General features: G+C 65.4%; 22 protein-coding genes. 13 read left to right on the top strand and 9 right to left on the bottom strand.

Annotated elements, in window-relative coordinates; all coding sequences use genetic code 11:
* Positions 1-5: 5 nt before the first annotated feature.
* Both rpmA and IT41_RS03185 read left to right on the top strand, forming a co-directional pair.
* Positions 6-278 (top strand): 50S ribosomal protein L27, encoded by a 273-nt coding sequence (rpmA, locus tag IT41_RS03190; protein WP_036738736.1) that lies wholly within the window; start codon positions 6-8, stop codon positions 276-278.
* 109 nt (positions 279-387) lie between these two features.
* Complete coding sequence (locus IT41_RS03185; protein ID WP_052081247.1) at positions 388-936, top strand: GNAT family N-acetyltransferase; 549 nt, start codon at positions 388-390, stop codon at positions 934-936.
* Between the two features lie 51 nt (positions 937-987).
* On the opposite strand, the gene IT41_RS03180 is transcribed toward IT41_RS03185, so the two are convergent.
* On the bottom strand, positions 988-1494 hold the full coding sequence (locus IT41_RS03180; protein ID WP_036738735.1) for a hypothetical protein: 507 nt from the start codon (positions 1492-1494) through the stop codon (positions 988-990).
* 138 nt (positions 1495-1632) lie between these two features.
* Here IT41_RS03180 and IT41_RS03175 point away from each other — a divergent pair, with 138 nt between their 5' ends.
* Positions 1633-2040: a SufE family protein gene (locus IT41_RS03175; protein ID WP_036738837.1), complete on the top strand. Its 408-nt coding sequence runs from the start codon at positions 1633-1635 to the stop codon at positions 2038-2040.
* 2 nt (positions 2041-2042) lie between these two features.
* On the opposite strand, the gene mnmA is transcribed toward IT41_RS03175, so the two are convergent.
* Positions 2043-3212, bottom strand: a complete 1170-nt coding sequence (mnmA, locus tag IT41_RS03170) for a tRNA 2-thiouridine(34) synthase MnmA (protein WP_036738734.1) — start codon at positions 3210-3212, stop codon at positions 2043-2045.
* A 161-nt stretch (positions 3213-3373) separates the two neighbouring features.
* On the opposite strand from mnmA, the gene sciP reads away from it, so the two are divergent.
* From sciP to recG, 4 genes are all read left to right on the top strand, one after another.
* Entirely contained in the window at positions 3374-3649 is a 276-nt protein-coding gene (gene sciP, locus IT41_RS03165) for a CtrA inhibitor SciP (RefSeq protein ID WP_036738836.1), read from the top strand.
* 90 nt (positions 3650-3739) lie between these two features.
* Positions 3740-4456 carry a response regulator transcription factor CtrA gene (gene ctrA, locus IT41_RS03160; RefSeq protein ID WP_036738733.1) on the top strand — a complete coding sequence of 239 codons (717 nt, stop codon included), beginning with the start codon at positions 3740-3742 and terminating at the stop codon, positions 4454-4456.
* A gap of 112 nt (positions 4457-4568) precedes the next feature.
* Complete coding sequence (ligA, locus tag IT41_RS03155) at positions 4569-7025, top strand: NAD-dependent DNA ligase LigA (protein WP_081967443.1); 2457 nt, start codon at positions 4569-4571, stop codon at positions 7023-7025.
* Positions 7001-9115, top strand: coding sequence for an ATP-dependent DNA helicase RecG (gene recG / locus IT41_RS03150; RefSeq protein WP_036738732.1), 2115 nt, complete (start codon positions 7001-7003; stop codon positions 9113-9115). The genes ligA and recG overlap by 25 nt, the downstream gene beginning before the upstream one ends.
* 295 nt (positions 9116-9410) lie before the next feature.
* On the opposite strand, the gene IT41_RS03145 is transcribed toward recG, so the two are convergent.
* A complete protein-coding gene (locus tag IT41_RS03145; protein WP_036738731.1) occupies positions 9411-9848 on the bottom strand; it encodes an iron-sulfur cluster assembly scaffold protein in 438 nt (145 codons plus the stop codon).
* Positions 9849-9907: 59 nt separating this feature from the next.
* On the opposite strand from IT41_RS03145, the gene hisI reads away from it, so the two are divergent.
* Entirely contained in the window at positions 9908-10273 is a 366-nt protein-coding gene (hisI, locus tag IT41_RS03140; protein ID WP_036738834.1) for a phosphoribosyl-AMP cyclohydrolase, read from the top strand.
* Here hisI and gluQRS read toward each other — a convergent pair.
* The 3 genes from gluQRS to IT41_RS03125 all read right to left on the bottom strand — a co-directional run bounded on the left by gluQRS (position 10255) and on the right by IT41_RS03125 (position 13221).
* Positions 10255-11118 (bottom strand): tRNA glutamyl-Q(34) synthetase GluQRS, encoded by an 864-nt coding sequence (gluQRS, locus tag IT41_RS03135; RefSeq protein WP_036738730.1) that lies wholly within the window; start codon positions 11116-11118, stop codon positions 10255-10257. The genes hisI and gluQRS overlap by 19 nt on opposite strands.
* Entirely contained in the window at positions 11097-12440 is a 1344-nt protein-coding gene (gene trmFO, locus IT41_RS03130) for a methylenetetrahydrofolate--tRNA-(uracil(54)-C(5))-methyltransferase (FADH(2)-oxidizing) TrmFO (RefSeq protein WP_036738833.1), read from the bottom strand. The genes gluQRS and trmFO overlap by 22 nt, the downstream gene beginning before the upstream one ends.
* 139 nt (positions 12441-12579) lie before the next feature.
* On the bottom strand, positions 12580-13221 hold the full coding sequence (locus IT41_RS03125) for a 50S ribosomal protein L25/general stress protein Ctc (RefSeq protein WP_036738729.1): 642 nt from the start codon (positions 13219-13221) through the stop codon (positions 12580-12582).
* A gap of 177 nt (positions 13222-13398) precedes the next feature.
* On the opposite strand from IT41_RS03125, the gene IT41_RS03120 reads away from it, so the two are divergent.
* Positions 13399-14454 (top strand): acyltransferase family protein, encoded by a 1056-nt coding sequence (locus IT41_RS03120; RefSeq protein WP_175496386.1) that lies wholly within the window; start codon positions 13399-13401, stop codon positions 14452-14454.
* Between the two features lie 9 nt (positions 14455-14463).
* On the opposite strand, the gene IT41_RS03115 is transcribed toward IT41_RS03120, so the two are convergent.
* Together IT41_RS03115 and IT41_RS03110 are read right to left on the bottom strand one after the other, a co-directional pair.
* A complete protein-coding gene (locus IT41_RS03115; protein ID WP_036738728.1) occupies positions 14464-15627 on the bottom strand; it encodes an alpha-hydroxy acid oxidase in 1164 nt (387 codons plus the stop codon).
* 15 nt (positions 15628-15642) lie between these two features.
* A complete protein-coding gene (locus tag IT41_RS03110) occupies positions 15643-15993 on the bottom strand; it encodes a hypothetical protein (RefSeq protein ID WP_036738727.1) in 351 nt (116 codons plus the stop codon).
* 101 nt (positions 15994-16094) lie between these two features.
* Between IT41_RS03110 and IT41_RS03105 the strand changes: the two genes are divergently transcribed.
* The 3 genes from IT41_RS03105 to rpoD all read left to right on the top strand — a co-directional run bounded on the left by IT41_RS03105 (position 16095) and on the right by rpoD (position 20817).
* Positions 16095-16679: a TetR/AcrR family transcriptional regulator gene (locus IT41_RS03105; RefSeq protein WP_036738726.1), complete on the top strand. Its 585-nt coding sequence runs from the start codon at positions 16095-16097 to the stop codon at positions 16677-16679.
* Between the two features lie 42 nt (positions 16680-16721).
* Positions 16722-18662, top strand: a complete 1941-nt coding sequence (dnaG, locus tag IT41_RS03100) for a DNA primase (protein ID WP_036738725.1) — start codon at positions 16722-16724, stop codon at positions 18660-18662.
* Positions 18663-18804: 142 nt separating this feature from the next.
* Positions 18805-20817 (top strand): RNA polymerase sigma factor RpoD, encoded by a 2013-nt coding sequence (gene rpoD, locus IT41_RS03095; protein ID WP_036738724.1) that lies wholly within the window; start codon positions 18805-18807, stop codon positions 20815-20817.
* A gap of 71 nt (positions 20818-20888) precedes the next feature.
* On the opposite strand, the gene IT41_RS03090 is transcribed toward rpoD, so the two are convergent.
* Positions 20889-21437 carry an NADPH-dependent FMN reductase gene (locus tag IT41_RS03090; protein ID WP_036738723.1) on the bottom strand — a complete coding sequence of 183 codons (549 nt, stop codon included), beginning with the start codon at positions 21435-21437 and terminating at the stop codon, positions 20889-20891.
* Positions 21438-21567: 130 nt separating this feature from the next.
* Between IT41_RS03090 and IT41_RS03085 the strand changes: the two genes are divergently transcribed.
* A complete protein-coding gene (locus IT41_RS03085) occupies positions 21568-23034 on the top strand; it encodes a DNA recombination protein RmuC (RefSeq protein ID WP_036738831.1) in 1467 nt (488 codons plus the stop codon).
* Positions 23035-23049 lie beyond the last annotated feature (15 nt).

Below are 23049 nucleotides of genomic sequence, written 5' to 3'. Positions count from 1 at the left end.
GACCCATGGCACATAAGAAAGCAGGCGGTTCCTCCCGCAACGGTCGCGATTCGGCCGGCCGCCGTCTTGGCGTGAAACTGTTCGGCGGCCAGCAGGCCGTGGCGGGCAATATCATCGTGCGTCAGCGCGGCACCACCTGGTGGCCGGGCCAGAACGTCGGCATGGGCCGCGACCACACGCTGTTCGCTCTGACCGACGGTCAGGTCAGTTTCCGCAAGGGGCTCAAGGGCCGCACCTATATTTCCGTGCTGCCCGCAAATCTCGAGGCTGCCGAGTAAGCCGTTTTTTACCTTCGGGTGTTAAAAGGGGATCGGCGCAGGCCGGTCCCCTTCGCGTTTTCAATGATCATACCCATATCAACATATGCGATATGGGAGGAGGATAGGTATGAACGAATTGATCGAACCGGATTTGCATACGCAGCCGACCATTCCGACGGAACGCCTTGTGCTGCGGCCCCTGCGGCTGTCGGATGCCGGCATGATCGCCCATTATACCGAAGATCGCCGCGTGGCCGAGGGGACCCGTTCGATTCCGCATCCACTGCCGCCCGGCGCGGCCGAGGCCTATGTCCGCCGCGCCATGTCCGCCGATCGCGACGAGGATGTCTGGGCGATCGACGGCTCCTCCAACCGGCTTGCCGAAATCCTGGGCGTGGTTTCCCTGACCCGGATCGAATCCGAGCAGTCCGAGCTTGGTTTCTGGATCGGTGCCGGCTTCTGGAACACCGGCTTCGCGACCGAGGCGGTCGCCGCGCTGGTCCAGACGAACCCCCATGGCTCGCGCACCCTTTTCGCCGAGGCGTTTCAGGACAATCCCGGCTCGGCCCGTGTCCTGACCAATTGCGGCTTTGAATATCTGGGCGATGCCGAAAGCTGGTCGGTGGCGCGAAACGCCCGCGTGCCCACCTGGACCTATCTGCGCAAGATGGGCTGAGACAGGAAAAGGGGCGCCCTCAAGGCGCCCCTGGCCGTTCCCGGCTTCGGTCTATTTGTTCAGCGTGATCGAGTTGTTTGCCCCCGATATCACCACCTGGCGCAGGCTGGCCAGGGCGGAAGAGGACAGGGTCAGCCCGACGGTGATCGTGTCGCGGGCCGGGTCAGAAGGGTTCGCCGCCGCGAAAGTATCGGGTTGCGGCGGATGGCCCACCAGGCGCAGGCGCAGGACGCCGTTCGCATCGGGCCGGATCCGGCCGCGCGGCATGGCCTGCTCGGTGATCAGCGCATTGTCCCACCAGCCTTTGGTCGCGCCGAGGCCGGTGACGACGAGCAGCCGGCCTTCGTAAAGCGGTTCCCATTTCGCGCTGGCGACATGCGCGAGCGGCAGGCGCGCATCCTGCTGCGCGGTCGGATAGCCGCCCTCGGGGGCCAGGGTCTGCGGCTGCGAGCCGCCGCCGAACCAGCCCAGCGGGTTCCAGCGGCTTTCCGGGCCCCGGCCGCAGCCGGCCACTACCAGCATGGCGCAGGCGAGAGAGGCCATTGTTCTTGTCCGCATGGGTACTGTCCCTGTTTCTTGCTTGCTGCGGCAGTGATAGGCCAAGTCGCGCGGGCGTGAAAGCCTCTTTGACCTCGGCCCCGCGCCGCGCTATGCCCAAGCCCGCCCAAGGGGCCGCAAGGATGCGAAAGGATGGCCATGGCTACGCCCGCTTTTGAAGAGATCGCCGAAACCTTTGAATTTCTCGATGACTGGGAGGATCGCTATCGCCATGTCATCGAACTGGGCAAGGAGATGGCGGCAATGGATCCGGCGCTGCAGGTGCCGGCGACCAAGGTCGAGGGCTGCGCGAGCCAGGTCTGGATCATGCCGACCATCTCGGGCGGGCGCTTCGATTTTCAGGGCGACAGCGATGCGCTGATCGTGCGCGGTCTGATCGCCATTCTGCATGCGCTCTATTCCGGCGTGCCGGTGGCCGAGGTAACCGCGATCGACGCGCCGGCCGAACTGGGCCGGCTCGGGCTTGAGGAGCATCTTTCGGCGCAGCGGTCGAACGGCTTGCGCGCCATGGTCGAACGCATCCGGCTGCTGGCCGCCGCGGCGTGATCTCAGCCGCCGCGCCGGTGCGAGATCCAGCCGCCGCCCAGCACGCGCGTGCCCTCGCTTGCGTAGAAGACGCAGGCCTGGCCGGGGCTGACGCCCTGTTCGGGGTCCAGTAGTTCGACCTCGGCCCGGCGCTCGCCGGTGGCGCGCAGGATCGCCGGGCGCGGCGGCCGGGTCGAGCGGATCCGGGCATTGATCGCGATTTCGCCCTCGAAGGGTTCACTGCCCAGCCAGTTCACCTCGGTGACCGGCACGATCTTCGTGGCCAGCGCCTCTTTCGGGCCGACGATGACCTGCCGCTTTTCCGGGTCCAGGCGGGTGACGTAAAGCGGCTCGCCCAGGCCGCCGATGCCCAGCCCGCGCCGCTGGCCGATCGTGTAATGGATCACGCCGCGGTGCCGGCCCAGGACATTGCCGTCCCGGTCGACGATATCGCCCGGATCGGCGGCGCCCGGGCGCAGCTTTTCGATGACGCTGGCGTAATCGCCGTTCGGGACGAAACAGATGTCCTGGCTGTCGGGCTTGTCGGCGACGGCCAGCCCGTATTGCGCGGCCAGGGCCCGGGTTTCGGCCTTGCTTTCCAGCCCGCCCAGCGGGAAGCGCAGGAAATCGAGCTGCTCCTGCGTGGTCGAGAACAGGAAATAGCTTTGATCGCGATTGGCGTCGGCGGCCATGTGCAGCTCGGCGCCGCCAATGCCGTCGCGGCGGCGGATATAATGTCCGGTCGCCATGCAATCGGCGTCCAGCTCGCGCGCGGTTTGCAGCAGGTCGCGGAATTTCACCCGCTCATTGCAGCGGATGCAGGGCACCGGGGTCGCGCCGGCCAGATAGGCATCGGCGAATTCCTCGATGACGGATTCCCGGAACTTGTTTTCATAATCAAGGACATAATGCGGAAATCCGATCCGCTCGGCGACGCGGCGGGCATCGTGGATGTCCTGACCGGCGCAGCAGGCGCCCTTTTTCGCCAGCGCCGCGCCGTGATCGTAAAGTTGCAGCGTAACGCCAATCACGTCATAGCCCTGCGCGGCCAGCATGGCGGCGACGACGGAGCTGTCCACGCCCCCCGACATGGCCACGACGACGCGCGTCTGCGCCGGAGATTTGCGAAATCCCAGCGAGTTCACGGGCATGTCACGCGCGGCCTCGCGCAGGTCTGGTGCTGGCATTGTCATGGATCGTCCTTTCGCGGCGCCGGGCAGGACGCTGCATCGATAAATATTTATAGGAAAGTTCGGCATTTTCTCAAGGGGCAGGGCGCAGGAACCATACGGCGCTTCACCCCGGCTTAAGGAGTTTGTGGCACAAGATCCGAAAGGAAGACGGGAATATGCCGATGTTTTTGAAGAAAACTCCGGGGCCTCGGACGGTCATGTTGTCGGATGGCAGCGTCCTCAGCCTGGCCGATCTGCCGGATCCGGGAACGCGTTGGGTCGCCAGTCGCAAGGCTCTGGTTGTCGAAGCGGTCAATCACGGGCTGATCGGGCGCGACGACGCGATTCGTCGCTACGGGCTGACGGACGAGGAGCTGGATGCCTGGGTTCGCGCGGTGCGCCGGCATGGGCGCCATGCCCTGAAGGTGACGCAACTGCAGAAATTTAGACAACTTTAACGAGTGTTTATTTATTTGTTTCTCGGGTAACGTGATATTAACCTTTTGCTGGGAAGAATTTGATATCACGGGATAGCAAGGGGAAATGAAATGCGAATCCTTCTTGTGGAGGATGATCCTACCACGGCGCGCAGCATCGAGATGATGCTGACCCATGCCAGTTACAACGTTTACCGGACCGACATGGGCGAAGAGGGGATCGACCTTGCCAAGCTCTATGACTACGATCTGATCCTGCTCGATCTGGACCTGCCGGACATGCACGGGATGGAGGTGTTGCGCCAGATCCGCATGTCGCGGGTCGATACGCCGATCCTGATCCTGACCGGCTCGGACGATACCGAAAGCAAGCTGCGCGGCTTCGGCTTCGGCGCCGATGACTATATGACCAAGCCCTTCAACCGCGATGAGCTGATCGCCCGGATCCAGGCGATCATCCGGCGCTCCAAAGGGCACAGCCAGTCGGTGATCCGCACCGGCGACATGGTGGTCAATCTGGATGCGCGCACGGTCGAGGTGGATGGCCGCCTGGTCAACCTGACGGGCAAGGAATACCAGATCCTGGAACTGCTCAGCCTGCGCAAGGGCACGACGCTGACCAAGGAAATGTTCCTCAACCATCTTTATGGCGGCATGGACGAGCCGGAGCTGAAGATCATCGATGTCTTCGTCTGCAAGCTGCGCAAGAAGCTCGCGGCGGTGCTGAATGGCGAAAGCCATATCGAAACCGTCTGGGGCCGCGGCTATGTCCTGCGCGATCCGGTTCGTGAAGACCAGAACGTCGAGCGCATGGCATTGCGCGCCTGACCTTGCGTGCCTGAACTTGGGCTACGGGCGGTGCTGGACAATCCGGCACCGACCTCGGTATCACGTTCCTGCTGAAACCGGCCCCGAGGGGCGTACCGATGGCAGAGGGGCGATGAACGGAAAGCAAGGGGGGGCTCCCTCGGAGATCGGGACCGACAGATCGCAAGCCCCGCTGCCACCCGTGGAGGAACTGGATCCGGTCGCCGCCGCAGGCGAGGCAAGACGCCTCGCCGAGGAAATCGGCCGCGCGAATCTGGCTTACCACAATGAAGACGCGCCTTTTCTCAGCGATGCCGAATATGATGCGCGGAAGCGGCGGCTTGAGGCGATCGAGGCACGCTTTCCCGAACTGGTGCAGAAGCACAGCCCCACGCAGCAGGTCGGCGCCGCCCCGGACGGGCGATTCGCCAAGGTTGCGCATGCACTGCCCATGCTGTCGCTCGAGAACGGCTTTTCCGAGGCCGATGTCGAGGCATTCGTCCAGCGCGTCCGGTCGTTTCTGAATCTTGATGCTGCCGATCCTCTGGCATTCACGGCCGAGCCCAAAATCGACGGTCTTTCACTGTCGCTGCGCTATGAAGCGGGGGAACTGGTCCAGGCCGCGACCCGTGGAGATGGCGCCGTGGGGGAAAATGTCACCGCGAACGCGCGCACGATCGCAGATATCCCGCAGCGGCTCTCGGGCGCCGAGTATCCCGACATTCTGGAAATCCGTGGCGAAGTCTATATGTCGCATGAGGATTTCGAGCAACTGAACCGGTCCGATAGCGGCCGGGTCTTTGCCAATCCGCGCAATGCGGCGGCGGGATCCTTGCGTCAGCAGGACCCGGCAGTCACGGCATCGAGGCCATTGCGCTTTTTCGCCTATGCTTGGGGTGAGACCTCTGCACCGCTGGCCGATAGCCAGATGCGGGCCGTCGAGCGGATGCGGGCCTGGGGCTTTCAGATCAACCCGCTGACCCGGGTCTGCAATTCCGTCCCCGAGATGATCGCGGCCTGGTCCCAGATCGAACAGATGCGCGCGACACTGGGCTATGACATCGATGGCGTGGTCTACAAGGTCGATGATCTGGGCTATCAGGCGCGGCTGGGCATGCGCTCGACCACGCCACGTTGGGCGCTGGCGCATAAATTCCCGGCCGAGCGTGCCTGGACCCGGCTTGAGGCGATCGATATCCAGGTCGGCCGCACCGGCGCGCTCAGCCCGGTGGCGCGGCTGCTGCCGGTGACGGTGGGCGGGGTCGTGGTTTCGAACGCGACGCTGCACAACGAAGATTACATCGCCGGTCGCAGCGCCGACGGGCAGGACATTCGCGGCGGCAAGGACATTCGCGCCGGCGACTGGGTCGAGGTCTATCGCGCCGGTGATGTCATCCCCAAGATTTCCGATGTCGACCTGTCCAGGCGGAGCGCCGAAGCAGGACCGCCCTATGAGTTTCCGCGCAACTGCCCGGAATGCGGATCCCCCGCCATCCGCGAAGAGGGGGATTCCGTGCGCCGCTGCACCGGCGGCCTGATATGTCCGGCCCAAGCGGTCGAGAAACTGCGTCATTTCGTGTCGCGCGCCGCTTTCGATATAGAGGGGCTGGGCGCCCGTCAGGTCGAGTTCCTCTATGCGACCTGCAGGCTGGCCGAGCCCGCCGATATCTTTACCCTGGCCGCGCGCGACGCAAGCGGCGACCGGCTGGTCCGTGACCCGCAAGAGATCGTCGCCCGCGCCGCCCATGACCCGCAACGGCGCGCCGAATTGCTGTCCGGCATTGCCGAGATGCTGCGCGCCGCCGGCGTTCCGGTCGATGAGGCCGACGCCGATCACGTCATCCGCGCGATCCGCCATCTTGGCGGCAAGGCGCTGGCGCAGATCAAGGGCTGGGGCAGCAAATCCTCGGAAAATCTGTTCGCTGCCATTGAGGAGCGCCGCCGGATCGAACTCAACCGCGCGCTTTTTGCGCTTGGCATCCGCCATGTGGGCGAGGTCGTGGCGATGGATCTGGCGCGGCATTTCGGCATCTGGACGCGGTTGACGGAATGTCTCGACCGCGCGCGTCCCGCGCAGGAGCGCCATTTGCGGGCCGAGGCCGCCGAGGCCGAAGAGCGCATCCTGGCCCGCAGCGAAGGGCGGCGGGCCAATCTCAAGGCGGTGCGGGATGCCGTCTGGAACGAGGCCCCGGCGATCGACCGTTCGGATTGGGACGAATTGACCGGCATCGACGGGATCGGCGTCAAGGTCGCGACCTCGCTGATCGCGGCCTTTTCGCCCCAGGCGGAACGGCCATCCATCGACCGTCTGGCGGATCAACTCACCATTGTCGATGTCGCGGCGCCCGGCGATACCGGCAGCGCCATTGCTGGCAAGACGCTGGTCTTTACCGGCACGCTGGAAAAGATGACCCGCGCCGAGGCCAAGGCGCGCGCCGAGGCCCTGGGGGCCAAGGTCGCCGGCTCGGTCTCGGCCCGGACCGATCTGCTGATCGCCGGGCCGGGCGCGGGTTCCAAGGCGAAAAAGGCCGCGGAACTGGGCGTCGAGGTCATTGACGAGGACGCATGGCTGGCTCTGGCGCAGGGGTGACGCCGGGCCGCCCGCCGGCACTGTTTCCGCTGTTCGCCGGCGTCGAGACCCTGCCCGGAATCGGTCCGCGCGCCGCCGAGTCCCTTGCCCAGATGGGGGTGACGCGGCTGCGCGATCTGATCCTGACGCTTCCGCATTCGGGTATCCGCCGGCGTCCGGTCGCGCGGCTCGCCGATGCCCGCCCGCCCGAGACCGTGACCGTGACGATCACCGTTCAGAGCCACAGCCCGCCCGCCGCGAAGAACAGGCCGTGGCGGGTGCAGTGCTCGGACGGGGTGTCGGATCTGCAGATCGTGTTCTTCCATCCCCGGCGCGACTGGATCGAAAAGCAATTGCCGCCCGGTCAGCGCCGGGTGATCTCGGGCAGGATCGAGCTGTTCGACGGCATGGCGCAGATGGTGCATCCCGATCACATCGGACCCGAAGGCGCAACGCCGCCGCCCGAGTTCGAGCCGGTCTATCCGCTTTCCGGGCGGCTGACGCAGGGCGTGCTGCAAAAGGCGGTGGCGGGTGCGATGGCGCAGCTGCCCGAGGCCGGCGAATGGATCGATGCCGCGGTCCTTGCGCGCGAGGGATGGCCGGACTGGGCCGGCGCGCTGGCCCGCGCCCATGCACCGACCGGCCCGCAGGCGCTGTCGCCAAGCGATCCGGCGCGCGCGCGGCTGGCCTATGACGAATTGCTGGCCCATCAGATGACGCTGGCATTGTTGCGGCGCGACCGCCGCCGGCTGCGGGGGGTGCAGACCCGGGGGGACGGCCGTCTCCGTGCCCGCGTGCAGTCCGGCCTGCCCTGGCCGCTGACCGGCGCGCAAAGCCGCGCGATCGAGGAAATTTCCGCCGATATGGCCGCGCCACGGCGGATGAACCGGCTGCTGCAGGGCGATGTCGGGGCGGGCAAGACGCTGGTCGCCTTTCTGGCGCTCCTGGTCGCGGTCGAGGCGGGCGGGCAGGGCGTGCTGATGGCTCCGACCGAGATCCTCGCCCGCCAGCATTTCCGCGCGCTTGAGCCGCTGGCGCGGCTGGCCGGTATCCGGCTCGAGGCGCTGACCGGCCGTGACAAGGGCGATGCGCGTGACAATATCCTGACCGATCTGGCCGAGGGGCGGATCGACATTCTGGTCGGCACCCATGCGGTGATTCAGAAAACCGTCGCGTTTCAGGATCTGCGGCTGGCGATCATCGACGAACAGCACCGTTTCGGCGTCAACCAGCGGATGGAACTGGGCAGCAAGGGCGCAGGTCTGCCGCCCGACATGCTGGTGATGACCGCAACGCCGATCCCCCGCTCGCTGGCTCTGGCACAGTTCGGCGATATGGACCTGTCGGTTCTGGACGAAAAGCCGCCCGGGCGGCAGCCGGTCAGGACCACCGTGGTTTCCGATTCGCGCATGCGCGAGGTCGTCGATCACCTTGCCAATGCACTGCAGGAGGGCGCGCGGGCCTATTGGGTCTGTCCCCTGGTCGGGGAAAGTGAGGCCGTCGATCTGACCGCCGCCGAGGCGCGGTTTCAGGAACTGCGCGCCCGTTTCGGCGATCAGACGCGGCTGGTTCATGGCCAGATGCCGGCGGATGAGCGTGATGCCGCCATGGCCGATTTCGCATCGGGCCGGGCGCGTATCCTGGTCGCGACAACGGTGATCGAGGTCGGCGTCGACGTGCCCGAGGCCACGATCATGGTGATCGAACGGGCCGAGAACTTTGGTCTGGCGCAGCTGCATCAGCTGCGCGGCCGCGTCGGGCGCGGCAGCGGCGCCTCAAGCTGCCTGCTGATGTATCACGAGCCGCTCTCGGAAACCGGCCGCCGCCGCCTTGGCATCCTGCGCGAGACCGAGGACGGTTTCCGCATCGCCGAGGAAGATCTGGTCATGCGCGGCGCCGGCGATGTCATCGGCACCGCGCAATCCGGCCTGCCGCGATTCCGCATCGCCGATCTGGAGCGCCAGGCCGGGCTGATGGCCATGGCGCGCAAGGATGCGCAAGCCTTTCTGGAACGCGACCCCGGCATGGAAAGCGAACGCGGCCGCGCCGTGCGGCTGCTTTTATGGCTGATGGAACAGGATCGGGCGATCCGGCTGATCTCGGCCGGTTAGGGTTTCGTCAAATGTTCCTAAAAAGTTCTTTACTCCGCATCCGCAATATGAGAACAAAGTATAAACAAACTGTGGAGAACGCCCATGACCCGCGAATCCCTGTCCGACCTTCTGGCCACCGTCGCAATCTCGGTGACCGCGATCATCCTGTTCTCGCTGCCGTCGATCGTGGCGGCCTGAAGCCTGCTCTTTACTGCCCCGCGCTATGAGCGCCCGCGTTCTCGCCTGGACGTGGGCAACCCCTTCCCCCGGACGATCAAGCGCGTAACTGCCGGCCCCGAAAGGGCCGGCCTTTTCATGCGGGCGAGGCGTCGATGGCGCCCAGAAGCGCCTCCCATGCCAGCAGGATCGAGGCGTGACGGTTGGGAAATTCGCGCGCCGGCAGCAGGGCCTCCAGTTCATCGAAGGGGGCTGGGGGGGCGGGGCCGTCCGATTTCAGCATGGCCTGCAAGGCATCGCGCGCATGCGCGATCTCGTCGCGCCGACGGCCAAGCGCCACCCGTCCCAGCACGCCGGCCGAAGCCTGCCCCAGGGCGCAGGCCCGTACCTCTTGCGCGAAATCCTGGACCCGCCCGTCCCGCATCACCACATGCGCGGTCACCGATGAGCCGCATTGCGGCGAACGCTTATGTGCGCTGCCGGTGGCGTTTTCCAGCTTGCCCAGATGCGGGATATCCGCGGCCAAGGCCAGGATGCGCCGGGAATAAAGCTGCATCAGATCGGTGTCGGACATGGGTTTTCCCTCGGCTGCACCGGGATTAGATAGGCATGGCCAAGCCGAAAGGAAACCCGATGTTCGACCCAGCCAGCCTTAAATATGACGCGAACGGGCTGATTCCCGCCATCGCGCAGGACTACGGCAGCGGCGAGGTGCTGATGATGGCCTGGATGAATGCCGAGGCCGTCGCCCGTACGCTGGAGAGCGGCAGGGTGACCTATTGGTCCCGCTCGCGTCAGGCGTTCTGGATCAAGGGGGAAAGCTCGGGTCATGTGCAGCGCCTGATCGAGCTGCGCCTGGATTGCGACCGCGACTGCCTGCTGGTTCTGGTCGACCAGACCGGCCCGGCCTGTCACACCAACCGGCGCAGCTGTTTCCATACCGCGATCCGCGACGGGCAGGAGATCATCCTGACCGAGCCTCAGAACCCCAGCGAGTGAAGCAGATCCCCGGGGCTGACGCCTTCGGCCCGATAAAGGCGCAGCGCCCGGGCGTCGTCGCGTTTGGCCAAACGCTTGCCGGCGGCGTCCCGGATCAGGCGGTGATGGTGATAGCGCGGCGTCGGGAGTCCGAGAATTTTTTGAAGAATAAGGTGGATATATGTTGATTCGAAAAGGTCTTTTCCTCGCGTTACAAGGGTAATCCCTTGTGCGGCATCGTCCAGTACGACGGCCAGGTGATAGCTGGTGCCCATGCCGCGCCGTGCCAGAACCACGTCTCCGACGCCGCCGATCAGGTCCGCGGCACTCATCCGGTGCGGTTGGCCGGGCGTGACGATCTCGTCCAGAAAGGCGATTTCATGCGCCTGGATATGGTCCAGCGCGCGTTCGATATTCAGGCGGATCGCGTCATCGGGCCGGGCATCCTGCATGCGCCGATGCCGGCAGGTGCCGGGATAGACCGGGCCGTCCGGGCCCGTCACCGGCGTTACGCCCTCTTGTGGCGCTGACAGGGCGGCGCGGATATCGGCGCGGCGGCATTGGCAGGGGTAAACCAGCCCAAGCCGTGCCAGTCGTTCCAGCGCCGTGCGATAGACGGGCAGCCGTTCGGACTGGCGCATGACCGGCTGTGGCCAGTCAAGGCCCAGCCAATGCAGGTCCGTGGCGATCAGGTCCTCGTATTCCGGGCGGCAGCGGCTGCGGTCGATATCCTCGATCCGCAGCAGGAATTCGCCGGGATCGGCAAGCCGCGCTGCGGTCACGGCCGCGAAGGCATGGCCCAGATGCAGGGGGCCGGTGGGCGAGGGCGCGAACCGCGTCCGGTTCACATCTGCCCCGCAAGCCATTCATTGAAATCGGATTTCGCGCGATCCGTATAGGCCGGATAGCGATCCTTGCGGCCCTTGCGGCCGCCGCGCGTTTCCGGCAGCGGTGGGTAGAGGCCGAAATTCACGTTCATCGGCTGGAACGTCCTGGCATCCGCGCCGCCGGTGATGTGATTGACCAGCGCCCCCATCGAGGTGGTGGCGGGCGGCGGCGGCAGGTCGCGGCCCAGGGCCTCGGCCGCCGCCATCCGGCCCGCCAGCAGACCCATGGCGGCGCTTTCCACATAGCCCTCGACGCCGGTGACCTGACCGGCAAAGCGCAGGTTCGGGCGCGCCCGCAGCCGCAGCCGGTCGTCGATCAGCAGGGGCGAGTTCAGGAAACTGTTCCGGTGAATGCCGCCCAGGCGCGCGAAGCTGGCATTTTGCAGCCCGGGAATGCGCCTGAAAACATCGGTTTGCGAGCCATATTTCATCTTGGTCTGAAAGCCGACGATATTGTAGAGCGTGCCCAAGGCGTTATCGCGGCGCAGTTGTACGACGGCATAGGGCTTTTCGCCCGGGTCATGGGCGTTGGTCAGACCGACCGGCTTCATCGGGCCGTGGCGCAGGGTCTCGCGGCCGCGTTCGGCCATCACCTCGATGGGCAGGCAGCCGTCGAAATATCCGGCGGTTTCGCCTTCGCGGAACTCGGTCTTGTCGGCGGCCAGCAGCGCGTCGATGAAACCCTCGTAATCCGCGCGGGTCATCGGACAGTTGATATAGGCGGTGCGCTCTTCCTCGGTCTCGCCCTTGTCATAGCGGCTCTGGCGCCAGCAGATCGACATGTCGATCGTCTCCGCATGCACGATGGGGGCGATGGCGTCGAAGAATGCCAGGGCGCCCTCGCCGGTCAGGGAACGGATCGAGGCGCCAAGCGCCTCGGAGGTCAGCGGGCCGGTGGCGACGATCCAGCGGCCCTCGGCGGGCAGGTCGCGGATCTCGCCGGGGGCGAAACTGACCAGCGGTTCGTTTTGCAGCGCCTGCGTGACGGCCTGCGAAAAGGCGTCACGATCCACCGCCAGCGCGCCGCCGGCGGGCAGGCGGTGGCGCGCGGCCATCTCCATGATCAGCCCGTTCGCCGCGCGCATTTCCCAATGCAGCTGGCCGACCGCGTTCATCCGGTCGTCATCCGAGCGGAAACTGTTCGAGCAGACCATCTCGGCGCAATCGCCGGTGCGATGGGCGAATGTCGCGACCTGCGGCCGCATCTCGTGCAGCACCACCGGCAGGCCGGCGCGGGCGATCTGCCAGGCGGCCTCGGACCCGGCAAGGCCGGCGCCGATGATATGGATCGGTTCGGTCATCTGTTTCGCCTGTTCGTCAGCGGATCGGTGCAGGGGCCGGGCATAGCAATCGCGGCGCCTGACGGCAAGCCGGCGGCCCGGAAACGAAAAGGGCGGCGCCCGTCGGGTGCCGCCCAGATCCTGTACCGGCGAAAGCCGGTTATTCCACGGCGGTTTCCTCGGCCGCGGCCTCTTCGCCGGCGCCGCCATCTTCGTTATCGGACGAACGCAGGCCCGAGGGTGCGGCGATATTGGCGATCACGAAGTTGCGGTCGATGGTCGGCTTCACGCCCTTGGGCAGCGTGATGTCGTTGATATGGATCGAATCGCCGATCTCGCGGCCAGTCAGGTCGACGGTGATCTGCTCGGGGATGTCCGAGGCGGTCACGACCAGTTCGACCTCGGGGCGCACCACGACCAGCGTTCCGCCACGCTTCAGGCCGGGAGCCTGCTCATGGTTTTCAAAGTTCACATGGATGAACAGGTTGACGCGGGTATTGCGGTGCAGGCGCATGAAGTCGATATGCGTCGGCAGATCCTTGACCACGTCGCGCTGCACGCCGCGGCAGATGACGCGGACATCGTCCTGGCCATCCACCTTCAGGTTCCACAGCGTGGACATGAAGCGGCCGGCGCGCAGTTTCGTCAGCAGCGAGTTGAATTCGATCTGGATGGGCGCCGGCTCCTTGCCGTCGCCATATACGATGCCGGGCACCTTGCCTTCGCGGCGAGCTTGGCGGGCGGCCCCCTTGCCTGTCCCCGCGCGTGCCTCGGCCACCAGATCCGGGATCTCTTTGGCCATTTTGGTAATCCTGTGCTATTTGGTTCGCGGCCATCCTCCAAGGGTGCATGGCCGAAGCCGGGCCTATAGCGCGCTAAATTTGGGATGTGAAGAGAAAAAAGCGAATAGCGGGCACAAAGTCATTGCAGGACTGCGACGGAGGTTGCAAACCTTGCACGTGCAGGAAGAGGTACTTCATTGCAACGTATTCATTCGCTTGATTACTTGAAGCTGTTCATGGCCGTGTTGGTGGCGTTCGGCCATACCTACTGGCTGCAAAGCAACATGACGCCGGTGGTTTTTGTGATCGGCAACGGTCTGATGCGCATGATCGTGCCGATATTTTCAATCATTGCGGGGTATTTCCTGTATTGGGTGACGCGACGGGGCGACGGCATGCGCTGGCTGATCCGCGTGCTAGGCCTCTATGTGTTCTGGATGGTGGTCTATGTGCCGTTCTGGCTGGACCAGTTGCATGGACCCGTGTCGCTGATCAAGATGCTGCTTCTGGGGTATTTCCACCTCTGGTTCATGGCCGGGATATTGTTCGCGGGCTTCCTGATCCTGGCGCTGCGCCGGCTCATGCATATCATCGCGTTCAGTCTCGAACTGCCGGTGCTGATCGGGTTTGCGACATTATGCGCGCTGATCGGGATTGCCATGCAATATGCCAACCTGGCGGGCCTGGCGCCTATTGGCGTGCGGCAATATCTGAACGGGCTGTTCTTCTGCTTTCCCTTCGTGACCATCGGCTATGTGCTCGGCCGCCGGGCCTCTCTGATGGGCCGGGATGGCTGGCCGCCGCGCGGGCTGGTGTTGACGCTGCTGGCTTTTGGCTGCGCGGCGCTGATGCTCGAGGCATGGCTGGTGCAGGCCCGCTGGGGCGATACGGTGATGCTCGACATTCCGATTGGCACCTATATCGCGGCGCCGGCGCTGTTCCTGGCCACCATGGAAGCCACCATGCCGGCGCCCCCGCTGCGGCTGGATCCGATTTCCGCCGCCGTCTATTTCATGCATGTGCTGGCGCTGCACCTGGCCTGGAATCTGGGCGTGACCGGGCTGGCCGGGCTGATGCTCTTCGCGGTCGGCGGGCCGGCCCTGATCGCGATGATGATGGGCCTGTTTCCGGTTCCCGGGCTGAGCCGCAGGGCGCGGTCCGATTCCCGCGAGACGCCGCATGACGCGGAAAGTCGCGAGGTCGCCCCGGTCCGGCAGCCTGCCCGCGAGCCGCGCGCCAAAGCGGACCGCTAGCCGGCCGGTTCAGGCGTAGGGTTCAAGAAACTCCCTGGGGATCAGCAGATTGTGACGCCCCAGATCCGCGACATTGCGTTCGCCGCACAGCGCCATTGTGATGTCCAGCTCCTTGCGGATCACCTCGAGCGCGGTGCTGACGCCTTCTTCTCCCATGGCGCCGAGGCCGTAGATATAGGCGCGGCCGATCATCGTCCCATGGGCGCCGAGCGCCAGCGCCTTGAGCACGTCCTGACCAGACCGGATGCCGCTGTCGAGATGGATCTCCACCTGATCGCCCACCGCCTTGACGATCTCGGGCAGCATGCGGATCGAGCTGACGGCGCCGTCCAGCTGCCGGCCGCCATGGTTGCTGACCACGATGGCATCGGCGCCGAAATCCGCCGCGATACGGGCATCCTCGGGATCGTTGATCCCCTTGAGGATCAGCTTGCCGCCCCAGAGATCGCGGATGCGCGCGATCTTGTCCCAGTCGAGCTGCGGATCGAACTGCTCGGCCGTCCAGCTCATCAGCGAGCGGGTGTCGCCCACGCCCTTGGCATGGCCGACGATATTGCCGAAACTGCGCCGCCGGGTCTGCAGCATCTCGATCCCCCAACGCCATTTCGTCGCCAGATCCAGCATCACCGGCAGGGTCAGCTTGGGCGGCGCGGACAGGCCGTTCTTCAGATCCTTGTGGCGCTGGCCGAGGATCTGAAGATCCAGCGTCAGCACCAGCGCCGAGCAATTCGCGCGCTTCGCCCGCTCGATGATCGCCTCCAGGAACTCCTGGTCGCGCATGACGTAAAGCTGGAACCAGAACGGGTGGCGCGTCGCCTCGGCCACATCCTCGATCGAGCAGATGGACATGGTCGACAGCGTATAGGGGATGCCGAATTTCCGGGCGGCATTGGCGGCCTTGATCTCGCCATCGGCGGATTGCATGCCGGTCATGCCGACCGGCGCCAGCGCCACCGGCATCGCCACCCTGCCGCCGATCATCGTGCTTTCGGTGCTGCGGCCGGTCATGTCCACCGCAACCTTCTGGCGCAGCCTGATGCGCGCGAAATCGTCGGTATTGGCGCGAAAGGTGCTCTCGGTATAGCTGCCGCTCTCGGTATAGTCATAGAACATGCGCGGTGTGCGGCGGCGATAGATCCGTTTCAGATCCTCGATACAGGTGATCACGGGCATGGGGATTCTCCTTGGTCAGTCCTGTCCGGAGGGGCTGGCGCAATCGGGCCGGTCCTCGGGGCAGGGCGATCCGTCCGGCGACCGCTCGGACAGGGTTTTCGCGCGGCTGCGCAGCGCCTGGGCACGGCGTTGCAGATCGCCCGTGCCGGCGGCGGTTCCCGGGGCGCGGGCGCGAAGGCTGCGGTTGCGCGCCTCCAGCGCCGCGCCGGCGGTATCGAGCTGCGCGGCATCGGCGGCATGGCCCGCAATGGCGGGTTCGGCCAGCACCTGCTCGGTCGGCAACAGGGCGGGATAGTCAGAGGTATTGTCGCCACAGGCCGCCAGCCCGATCAGCGCCGTCGCGCCCAAGATCTGCCGCAAGCCCATGCCGTCCCCCCGATCATTGTCATCGCGATAGATAGAACCAGCCGGCGGGTGGGGGCAAGATGCGCTCTTCCTTCGGGCGGGTTTCGTCCCTAGAAGGCGGCATGGCACGCACCCAGGGTTCACGCGCAGAGATCACCGGGCCCGCGATCCGCGAGGCGGCGCGCAGGCTGTTCGCGCGCCATGGCTTTGCCGCCGTCTCGATGCGCCAGATCGCGGCCGAGGTGGGCGTGCAGGCCGGCGCGCTTTACGCCTATACGCCGGACAAGCAGGCGCTGCTGGCCGATCTTCTGCGCGGCCATATGGAGGAATTGCTGGGCGCCTGGCAGGACGACCCCGCCCGCCCGCCGCTGGACCGGCTGCAGAGTTTCCTGCGCTTTCACATCCGCACCAGCCTCGAACACCCCGAGGCGGTGTTCCTGTCCTATATGGAACTGCGCAGCCTGACCCCGGAAAACCATCGCCAGATCGCGGATCTGCGCCGCCGCTACGAGGACGCGCTGGAGGCGATCCTGATCGCCGGGCAGGCGCAGGGCAGCATGTCGGTGCCCGACACGCGGCTGACCGCCATGGCGCTGATTTCCATGCTGACCGGCGTGACGAACTGGTATCGCGAGGGCGGGCGGCTGGACCGGGACAAGGTGGTCGCGGTCTATTGGGATCTGGTGCGCGGCGCGGTCGGCGCGTGAAGCCCCTTTTCAATCGCCGCCGGCGATCCGATATAGAACAGCATGAGTCTGCCGCCCCAGTTCCTTGACGAGATCCGTGCCCGTGTGCCCCTGTCCCGCGTGATCGGGCGCAAGGTGGTCTGGGATCTGCGGCGCTCGAATCAGGCCAAGGGCGACTGGTGGGCGCCTTGCCCGTTTCACGGCGAAAAGACCGCCTCGTTCCATGTCGATGACCAGAAGGGCTTCTATTACTGCTTTGGCTGCCACGCCAAGGGCGACGCGCTGACCTTCCTGCGCGAGGCCGAGGGGCTGGGCTTCATCGAGGCGGTCCAGATGCTGGCCTCCGAGGCGGGCTTGCAGATGCCCGAACGCGACCCGCGCGAGGTCCAGCGGGCCGACCGCCGCAGCGAACTGGTCGCGGTGATGGAGCAGGCCGCGCGCTGGTTCCGCCTGCAATTGCAGACCGGCGCGGCGCAGGCGGCGCGCGACTATCTGGCGCGGCGGGGCCTGGACGAGGCCGCCGGCGAGGCCTTCGGCATCGGCTTCGCGCCGGATCAGCGGCAGGGCCTGTTCAATGCCCTGCGCAGCAAGGGCGTGGATCAGGCGCTGATCGTCGATGCCGGGCTGGCGGCAAAGCCCGACGATGGCGGCGCACCCTTTGACCGGTTCCGCGGCCGCATCATCTTCCCGATTCGCGACGGGCGCGGGCGCTGCATCGCCTTTGGCGGCCGCGCGATGGATCCGAATGCGCGGGCGAAATACCTCAACAGCCCGGAAACCGTCCTCTTTGACAAGGGGCGCAACCTCTACAATGTCGGACCCGCGCGGGCGGCGGTGGCCAGGGGTAAGCCGCTGATCGTGGCCGAGGGCTATATGGATGTGATCGCCCTCGTTCGCGCCGGGTTCGAGGGTGCCGTGGCGCCGCTGGGCACGGCGATCACCGAGGATCAGCTGCGGCTGATGTGGCGCATCTCGCCCGAGCCGGTGATCGCGCTGGATGGCGACGAGGCCGGGCTGCGCGCGGCCATGCGCCTGATCGATCTGGCGCTGCCGATGACCGGGCCGGGGCAGGCGCTGCGCTTTGCCTTCATGCCGCAGGGGCAGGACCCCGACGACCTGATCCGGGCCAGCGGCGCGGCGGCCATGGCCGGCGTTCTGGACGAGGCGCGGCCGCTGGTCGATCTGCTCTGGCGGCGCGAGACCGAGGGGCGCGTCTTTGACAGCCCCGAACGCCGCGCCGCGCTGGACAAGGCGCTTGGCGATGCCATCGCGAAAATCCCCGACAAGGATACGCGCGACCATTATTCCGCCGCGCTGAAGAACCTGAAATGGGAACTGTTCGGGCCGCGCCGCCGCGATGGCGCGACGAACCGCCCGCCCCCGCGCGAGGGCTGGCAGGGGCGCAAGGGGCAGGGCCGCGATGCGCGCCATCTGCCGGTCCAGCCCAGCGAGCCGGCGCGCGCCTCGCGCCTGTCCTCGCCCCAGGCCGGCGAGCATGAGGCCGAGGCGCTGATCGAGGCGATGGTGCTGGCGATATGTGCCGTTTACCCCGAGCTGATTTCCTCGGTCGAGGGGCATTTAGAACGGTTGGAGCCTCAAGACGAAGAACGCGCTGCCTTGGTTCACGACCTTCTATCTGGTTCTCAGTCCGGCAAGGGGCAGCGCGCTCTTGAAAAGATTATGGCGCTACCACAAGTCATAGCCACGCCATTCATCTGGAAATCCGTTCCGCTTTCCGAAGCAGAATTGCGGCTCGTGAACACTCTCGAACAATTGTCGGCTCGTCGTGCAGTCAAGCGAGAAATCGAGCGTGCAGAGGCCGAGATAGTAGGGCTGGCAGATGAGGGTCTGACTTGGCGTGTAACCGAATCGGGACGCGCACGCCAACAGGCCGACCATCCTTCGCTGGCTAACCTCTCCGATCTGGGCGAGGACAGCGATTCTCGTCGCGCTTTTCTGGAGGCCGCGCTGAAAAACGAGATATGGCGCAAGCCGCGCCGATGAAACCGGGCGCGAATCATTCGCACCGAATCACCACGGTTCGTTAACCTCCATGGGCTATGAAAGGGCCCGTGATTCGGTTAGAACCGGTCGAACGCCGATCCCGATTCGCCCATTTGCGAATCACCGCTTCAAGGGAGCCAGCATGGCAGCCAACGACGACGACCAGAAGCCCGACACCAAGGACGATGCCCATACGCTGGACATGAGTCAGGCCGCGGTCAAGCGCATGATCGCCGAGGGGCGCGATCGCGGCTATATCACCTATGACCAGCTCAACGCCGTCCTGCCGCCCGAACAGGTCAGTTCCGACCAGATCGAGGACGTGATGTCGATGCTGTCCGAAATGGACATCCGCGTCGTCGAGAACGATGAAGAGGCGGAAGAGGGCGAACAGGGCGGCGGCGAGGTCGCGACCACCGGCTCGGGTTCGCGCGAGGTCGCGATCGCCACGACCGAAACCGAAAAGCTGGATCGCACCGATGACCCGGTGCGCATGTATCTGCGCGAGATGGGCAGCGTCGAGCTACTCTCGCGCGAGGGCGAGATCGCCATCGCCAAGCGTATCGAGGCCGGTCGCAACACGATGATCGCCGGGCTGTGCGAAAGCCCGCTGACCTTCAAGGCCATCACCATGTGGCGGCAGGAGCTTCTGGACGAGGATATCCTGCTGCGCGACGTGATCGATCTGGAAACCACCTTCGGGCGCGCCATGGACGATGGCGAGGATGAGGAAGAGCTTGCGCCGCCGGCGCCGGTTTCGCCCGCCGGCTCGGCCCCGGCCGCCTCGTCCGGAAATCCGCGCGAAGAGCAAGAACTGGATGCCGACGGCAACCCGATCCCCTCGGCTCAGGACGATGACGAGGATGACGAGGACGACGGCCAGAACCTGTCGCTTGCCGCGATGGAAGCCGCGATGAAGCCCAAGGTCCTTGAGACGCTGGAGGCCATCGCGCGGGGCTATGAGGAACTGGCCCATATGCAGGACAACCGGATGTCCGCGACGCTGAACGAGGATGATACCTTCTCGGCCTCGGACGAGCTGGCCTATCAGAAGCTGCGCTCGCGTATCGTGGCGCTGGTCAACGAGCTGCACCTGCACAACAACCGGATCGAGGCGCTGGTCGATCAGATCTATGGCATCAACCGGCGCATCGTCAGCATCGATTCCGGGATGGTGAAACTGGCCGATGCCGCGCGCATCAACCGGCGCGAATTCATCGACGTCTATCGCGGCGCCGAACTGGATCCGACCTGGGTCGAGCGGATGATGGAAAACAAGGGGCGCGGCTGGCAGGCGCTGTTCGACAAATCGCGCGCGCAGGTGGAAAACCTGCGTTCGGACATGGCCATGGTCGGCCAGCATGTCGGCGTCGATATCGAGGAGTTCCGCCGCATCGTGAACCAGGTCCAGCGCGGCGAAAAGGAATCGCGCCAGGCCAAGAAGGAAATGGTCGAGGCAAACCTGCGGCTGGTCATCTCGATCGCCAAGAAATACACGAACCGGGGGCTGCAATTCCTTGATCTTATTCAGGAAGGCAATATCGGGTTGATGAAGGCGGTGGACAAGTTCGAATACCGCCGCGGCTACAAGTTCAGCACTTACGCGACCTGGTGGATCCGGCAGGCGATCACCCGCTCGATCGCCGATCAGGCGCGCACCATCCGCATCCCGGTCCACATGATCGAGACGATCAACAAGCTGGTGCGCACCGGCCGCCAGATGCTGCATGAGATCGGCCGCGAACCGACGCCCGAGGAACTGGCCGACAAGCTGCAGATGCCGCTGGAAAAGGTCCGCAAGGTGATGAAGATCGCCAAGGAGCCGATCAGCCTGGAGACCCCGATCGGCGACGAAGAGGACAGCCAGCTTGGCGATTTCATCGAGGACAAGAATGCCGTCCTGCCGCTGGACAGCGCCATTCAGGAAAACCTCAAGGAAACCACCACGCGGGTTCTGGCCAGCCTGACCCCGCGCGAGGAACGCGTGCTGCGCATGCGTTTCGGCATCGGCATGAATACCGACCACACGCTGGAAGAGGTGGGCCAGCAGTTCAGCGTCACCCGCGAACGCATCCGCCAGATCGAGGCCAAGGCGCTGCGCAAGCTGAAACACCCCTCGCGCTCGCGCAAGCTGCGCAGCTTTCTCGATCAGTGATCGCCCCGCGCATTGGAAAAAGCAGGGGCCGCGCGATATGCGCGGCCCTTTTCATGCCATGGCGGCTTGCCTCAGCCGTGCTTGTCGATCCAGGTGACAAAGGAATCCATGAATTCGGTCAGGAACTTGCGGATCGAATCGTCGGTTACGCTGCCATCGGCGGCATAGGCTTCGGGCTTGAACTGGATATAGGCCTCGGGGCGGGTCATCACGATCATGCCCATGTTCAGCATGTCGCTTTTCAGATGGGATTGGCCGACCGCCGTGCCGATCACACCGGATGATGTGCCGGTGATCGCCGCCGGTTTGTTGGCCCAGCTGTTCTGGCCGTAAGGGCGGGTGCCCCAGTCCAGCGCATTCTTGATCAGGCCGGGATAGCCGCGATTGTATTCCGGCGTGACGGCCAGCACGGCGTCGGAATGGTCCATCCGGTCCTTGAAACGGGCGACCGACTCGGGGAGATTGTCCCACAGATCGTCATTGTAATGGGGCAGCTCGCCGATATGCAGCTCATGGAACTGCAACCGGCCGTCGGCCAGCTTTTCCAGCGCTCGGGCAAGTCTGCGGTTGATCGAATCCCTGCGCAGTGATCCGACCATGACGGCGACGCTTTTGACCATTTCGGGTCTCCTGTCTTGCTTGATATGGCAGGAAGCTAGGGCGAGACGTGGCGATAGGAAAGGGGGCGGGTTGCAATCCCGGGGCAAAAGGTGAACACTCGCCCGCGAATTCATGGATCGGGGGCGGCAGATGGTCGATGCGCAATTCCTTGGGACCTTGCTGAGCGATCCGGAGAGGCTTCAGATCCTGCTGGCCGTTGCGGTGCTTTTGTCGCTGGTTCTGACCCTCGTGCTGTGGCGCGTGCGCGGCGCCCTTCGCGCTGCGCAGGGCGCCGCGATGGCCCGCGCCGAACAGGATCGCACGCGCCTTGAGCAGGAGCGCGAGGCCCTGCGCGAGCAGCAGCTGCGAACCGGCCGGCTTGAAACGCGCGCCGAATCGCAGAACCTGCGGCTGCAGGAATTGGGCGAAGAGCGCGACAACCTGACCGATGTGCTGCATCGCGAAAGGCAGGCGGTCTCGCGGCTCGAGCGGGAACTGGCAGAGGCGCGGTTGGCCGCGCAGAAGGACCGCGAGGCGGCGGAACGCGATATCGCCACGCTGCGCGAGCTGCGCGAGGAAATGACCGGCCAGTTCCGGCTGATGGCCAATGAGACGCTGAAGACGCAGGGCGTCGAGATGCAAAAGACCCATGGCGAGCAGCTGAGCGCCCTGCTGACCCCGTTCCGCGATCAGGTGCATCGTTTCCAGACCGAATTGCAGGCCCGCAACAAGGTGCTGGACGAAGAGGGCGCGCGGCTGCGCGAGCAGATCGAGGGGCTGCACCGCCGCTCCGAGGAAATCAGCCGCGAGGCGGTGGAACTGACCCGCGCGCTCAAGGGCGAAAAGCAGCGGCAGGGCGCCTGGGGCGAGATGATCCTGCAGCGAATCCTTGAGGAATCGGGCCTGACCGAGGGCACGCATTACGATCTGCAGAGCAGTTTCCGCGACGAGGCTGGCGCGCTGTGGCGTCCCGATGTCATCGTGCGCATGCCGCGCGGCAAGGTGCTGGTGATCGACAGCAAGGTGTCGCTGAACGCCTATGAGCAATCGGTGAATGCCGAGGATCCGGCCGAGCGCGACGCCGCCCTGCGCCGCCATGTCGCCGCGATCCGCGCCCATGTCACCGCGCTGTCGGATAAGGGCTATGACGCGATGGACGATGCCTCGGTCGATTACGTGCTGATGTTCATCCCGATCGAGGGCGCTTTTTCCGAGGCGCTGCGCCATGACCCCGAACTGGCCAGTTTCGCGCTGGACCGGCGCGTCGGGCTGGCCACGCCGACCACGCTGATGCTGACCCTGCGCACGGTCGAACATATCTGGATGGTCGAGCGGCGCGAGACGAATGCGCTGGAAATCGCCCGCCGCGCCGGGGCGATCTATGACAAGGTGGCGGGTTTCGTGGACAGCATGGAGGCGGTCGGCAAGGCGCTGGATCAGGCCGGCCGCGCGCATGGTCAGGCCATGGACCGGCTGACCCGCGGCCAGGGCAATGTCATCCGTCAGGTCGAGATGCTGCGCGAACTGGGCGCGCGTGCGCAGAAGCGGATCTCGCTGGACCATGACGGCGGCGAGGCGCTGCCCGGGCCGGACGCGGGGCGCGACGCGGCGGAATAGAGGCGGAACAAGGCT

It is taken from the genome of Paracoccus halophilus, from assembly GCF_000763905.1.
Taxonomy (GTDB): Bacteria; Pseudomonadota; Alphaproteobacteria; order Rhodobacterales; family Rhodobacteraceae; genus Paracoccus; species Paracoccus halophilus.
This window is presented reverse-complemented; position numbering and strand designations above follow the sequence as displayed.